At 62.0% G+C, this 4,792-nt stretch carries 3 protein-coding genes; all 3 read right to left on the reverse strand.

The annotated features are described in order from the left end of the window. Positions 1-255 precede the first annotated feature (255 nt). Positions 256-3,456 carry a transporter substrate-binding domain-containing protein gene (locus B0W55_RS28665; RefSeq protein ID WP_077049269.1) on the reverse strand — a complete coding sequence of 1,067 codons (3,201 nt, stop codon included), beginning with the start codon at positions 3,454-3,456 and terminating at the stop codon, positions 256-258. Beyond that, on the reverse strand, positions 3,457-4,083 hold the full coding sequence (locus tag B0W55_RS28670; protein ID WP_077049270.1) for a response regulator transcription factor: 627 nt from the start codon (positions 4,081-4,083) through the stop codon (positions 3,457-3,459). A gap of 92 nt (positions 4,084-4,175) precedes the next feature. Then, on the reverse strand, positions 4,176-4,589 hold the full coding sequence (locus B0W55_RS28675) for a chemotaxis protein CheY (protein WP_077049271.1): 414 nt from the start codon (positions 4,587-4,589) through the stop codon (positions 4,176-4,178). Positions 4,590-4,792: the final 203 nt, after the last annotated feature.

A 4,792-nucleotide genomic window follows, 5' to 3' on the forward strand; every position in this document is an offset into this window, starting at 1 on the left:
TTCACCGAAGATCCAGTGTGGGAGCGGGCTTGCTCGCGAAAGCGGTAGGTCAGTCGCCCTCGATATTGAAGATGCCGGCCTCTTCGCGAGCAAGCCCGCTCCCACAATTGATTGGGGGGTATGCAGGATTAGCGTTCACCGAAGTTCCAGTGTGGGAGCGGGCTTGCTCGCGAAAGCGGTGGGTCAGACACAGCTGATATTGACGGTGCTGGCCTTATCGCTGGCAGGCCAGCTGCCACAGGGGGCATGCGTCGATCAACCTTTCGCCAGGCTTTGATCCAGCCGCGTCATGGCCTGGTGCAACTGATCGACCGCGGCGGCGATCAGCGAGGCATCGCCCTGGCTGCAGGCTTGTTCCAGCTGTTCGCAACAGTCCACCAGGTTCTGCGCCCGGACCATCTGTGCCCCGCCCTTGATGCGGTGCGCAAGGTCCCCCAGGGCGGGGTAATCGGCACTGCTGCTGATGCGCAGCAACTGTTCGCGGTCAGTGCGGTTGGTCACGGCCAGGTCGTGCAGCAACTGGCTGATCAGTTCATCGTCTGCGCCAGTGAACTGTCGCAGCCCGCTCAAATCGATTTCCTGGCTGGACTGGGTTTCGCCCGGGAACCGCTGCGCCAGCCAGGCGCTCAGGTCCACCAGCCGAATCGGCTTGAACAGGCAATCGTCCATCCCGGCTTCGATGCAGCGCAGTTTTTCCTCCGGCTGGGCATTGGCGGTGAAACCGAGGATCACCATCGGCTGCGCCCTGCCGAAACGCTCCTCCTTGCGGATCGCCGTGGCCAGTTCATAACCGCTGACCACCGGCATGTTGCAGTCTGTGATGATCAGGTCGAAGGCCTGTTCACGCCATTTTTCGAAACCTTGCTGGCCATCCTCTGCGACCAGCACCTGATGCCCCAGGTAACCGAGTTGCCGTGACAGCAGCAAGCGATTGGCCGGGTAATCGTCGACCACCAGAATGTTCAACGGCCGGGTCTTGAGCGGCGATTCGCCCGCAGGCAACTCAACGTCCGGCAGGGCCGCCAGTTGCAGCTCTACCTCTACGCGGGTGCCCCGCCCAAGGGCGCTGTCGAGCTTGAGCGCCCCCCCCATCATTTCGCACAGCGTACGGCTGATCACCAGCCCCAGGCCTGAACCCTGCCGGCCCGACTGCTCATTGTTGCCGGCCTGCACAAAGGGGCTGAACAGGCGTTGCTGATCAAAGGCGCTGATACCGATGCCGCTGTCCTGGATGATCACACTCACCGCCAGACGCTCCGGCGGCGCGGGCGCGACCTTCAGGGTCAGGCTGATCTGGCCCTGCTCGGTGAACTTGATGGCATTGCTCAATAAGTTGGACAGTACCTGCTTGAACCGCGTGGGGTCGATCAGCACGTCGCGGTCGCTGTGCTCACTCGTTTCAACCCGCCATTGCAGGTTTTTCTGCCGGGCCAGGCCTTCGAATACCCGGCACACCGACAGCACCAGGCCCTGCACATTGGCTCGCTCCGGCGACAGCGACAGGTGCCCGGACTCGATCCGGGCGATGTCGAGAATGTCGCCGATCAACGCCAGCAATTGCTGCCCGGCATTGGACGCGACCTCGATGGCCGCGCGATCGGTAACGCCCTCGTCGGCGCGTTTAAGCGCCAGTTCGAGCATGCCGATCAGCGCGTTCATCGGCGTGCGGATCTCGTGGCTCATGGTCGCCAGGAACGTGGTCTTGGCCCGGTTGGCATCGTCGGCGGCGTCCTTGGCTTCCTGCAATTGCTGGAGCCATTGCTGGCGCTGGCGGATCTGCCGGCGCTGCCAGGCGACGGCACCCAGGGCCAGGATCAGCAACACTCCGGCCGCGGCGAAGCCCTGGAATATCGCCTGACGATGGCGCAGCCAGTAGCTCTGCTCCACCATCAGGTCATTGCGCCAGGGCAGGGTCAATTCTTCGATTTCTTCGGGGGGGATACTCAGCAGCGCCTTGTCGAGGATCGAATGCAACTCGGTCGCCTGGCGACTGGTGGCCAGGGTGCTGCGGGCCGGATCGGTGCCCACTGTACTGCTCACCTGCAGGCGATCACGGTACTGCCGGGAAATCAGGTAACGGGCGCTGATCAGCGAATTGATACTGCCATCGGCCTTGCCCTCGGCGACCATTTCCATGGCGTCGGCCGACAGCGGCGCTTGCGTACAGCGGATCAGCGGGAAGTGTTGGCGCACGAATTCACCGGCGATGTTGCCCTGGGTCAGTGCCAGGGTTTTTCCGGTCATATCATCAAGGACTTTGGGGTTGGCCGGCCCCAAGCGGGTCACCAGCACCGAGGGGCTGGTGAGGAAGGCCCGGGTGAACAGCAAGTCTTCCTCACGCTGGGAACTGAGGCCGATGCCGGCCAGCACATCGATTTCACCGCTCTTGATCGCCCTGACCATGTCGGCCACCGACGGCATGGCCTGGATGTCGAATTGCAGCCCGGTGCGCAGGGTGATTTTCGCCAGCACATCGACGCCGATGCCGCGAAACTTGCCATTGCCGTCGATGAAGGTGATCGGTGGGATATTGGCGTTGATCGCCACTCGCACGCGGGGGTGTCGTTCGAGCCAGCGCTGCTCGGCCACGCTCAATTGCAGCGATTGCGTACCGGGCATCGACACGTCGTTCGCCCCCCAGCGCCGCAGGATGTTCATCTGTTCGTTGGCCGGGACTACCCCCAGCGCCTGGTTGATGATGTGCAGCAGTTGGGCATTGTCACCGGTCAGGGCGAAGGCAAACCGTCCTGATTCCATGCGCGAGAAATCAGCCAGTTGCACATTGTTGAGGTAGTTTTTGCGGATCAGGTAATGGGCGCTGATCGCGTCCCCCAGATAGACGTCGGCCTGACCGAACGCCACCGCGCCCACCGCTGCCAGCGTCGACGGGAACAGTTGGACATTGGCCTCGGGATAGAACTCCTGCACCCGCCGCTCGGGCAAATAGTGGTAGAGCATCGCCAGGCGTCCGCCCGCCAGCGCCGGGTCCGGCAGCCAGGATGAATCGGTGCGGGTGACCAGCACCGGTTGATCCACCGCGTAGGCACTGGACATCTGCAATTGCGGGTCCTGCATCTCGTAGCTGTTGGCCGTGCCCAGCAGGTCCACCTCGCCCTGCTTGAGCGCCTGGACCGCCTCCGCTCGCGAATCGTAGCGTCGCACCTCGATCTCCACCCGCAACAGTTGCTGCAGCAGCCCGACGTAATCGGCGGTGATGCCTTCCAACGTGTGCCCCGAAGTGGTGATGTCGAACGGCGGATAATCGGGCGCCGAGACCGCCAGTGCCAACCGGCCCTTTTGCTGCAACCAGCGAGTATCGCTGGCGGACAGCGCCGCGCTGTAGCCATCCACGGTGGACCGCCCGAGCAAGGCCAGCATCTGCGGCTGCGCACTGGCGCTCGATGCCCAAGGACACAGCAACGCCAGCAGGTAGAGCACGCGGCACAGGATGTTCATTCAGATCAGATGGTTGCGCTGGGCAAGGTCGCGCAGATGCACCGACGAGTCGACGTTGAGCTTCTCGATCAACCGGGTCTTGTAGGTGCTGACGGTTTTGTGGCTCAGGTGCAGGACGGCGGCGATTTCCTTGTTGCTGATGCCCCTGGCCAGTAACTGGAAGATAGTCAGCTCACGGTCCGACAGTTGATCGATCATCTGCTTTTCGCTGCGTTGCAAGTTGCTCATCGACACAGAACTGGTGGGCAGTTGGGCGAAATAGGTGTAGCCGCCCATCACTGCATGGATGGCTTTCTGCAGATGCTCCAGGTCATTGGTCTTGGCGACATAGGCCGCGGCACCGGCGCGCATGCATCGATCCTGGTAGAACCTTTGGTCCTGGTATGTGAAGACCACCACCCGACACCCCAGGTTGCCTGCCTTGATCCGTGCCAGCACTTCCAGCCCGTCCAATGATGGAAGGTTCAGGTCCAGCACCACCAGGTCCGGTTTGTGCTCGCGGATCATGGGCAAGACTTCGTTGCCGCTGTCGGCTTCAAGGATGCGCTTGAATCCTTCCTGCCTGAGTACGATTTTGACCGCGCCGCGAATCACCGGATGATCGTCCACAATCAGCACTGATCTCATGGCAACTCCCTGAGCAAAAACACGACAATGGGCAAGGCCCGGATGGGACGCAGCGGCTGCGCATAGACTCTGGCACGTCTTGCCGCGTTGGACTACCTGACAGAAATGACAGTGCCGACGAACGGCTGGACCGGATCGATGCGCGCCATCAGCGCCCTGATCAAGGCTTGGTCCGCCAATAAGGCGTGGCTCACCTGAACCTTTTGTCCCTGTTCCGCCGGGATGACCGCCAGCCCGGCCTGCTGGCCGTCATAGATCAACGCGCGTTCGAGCTGGCGATTGTCGAGGCACAAATCCAGCAGGTCGAGCTTACCGCCCGCCAGTGCCGCATTGACCAGCAGAAGGTCAAAGGGCTCGCTGGCGTACTCCACCAGAATCAGCAACTCTTCCAGGCTTTGCACCGGCGCCACCGCGTAGTAACCGAGCTGGTTGAAACAGCGTTCGATCCGCAGCCGATTGAAGTGTTGTTCGTCAGCGATCAGGATGCGTAATGACTTGTTCGGCAACATGGCCTCCGCGAGCGAGTCCGAATAATGAGCGCGCAAGGCTACGGAAGAGCCTCGGAGCTTTCTGTAGGACTTTTCCTAAAAACCAAATCCCCCCCTGTAGGAGCGAGCTCGCTCGCGATGAACCCGAGGCCGCCGCGGGGTGTCAGGCTCCCCGCGTTATCGTTGACGACCATCGCGAGCATGCTCGCTCCTACAAAGGC

Origin of the sequence: Pseudomonas sp. KK4, assembly GCF_001984065.1 — a bacterium.
GTDB lineage: Bacteria > Pseudomonadota > Gammaproteobacteria > Pseudomonadales > Pseudomonadaceae > Aquipseudomonas.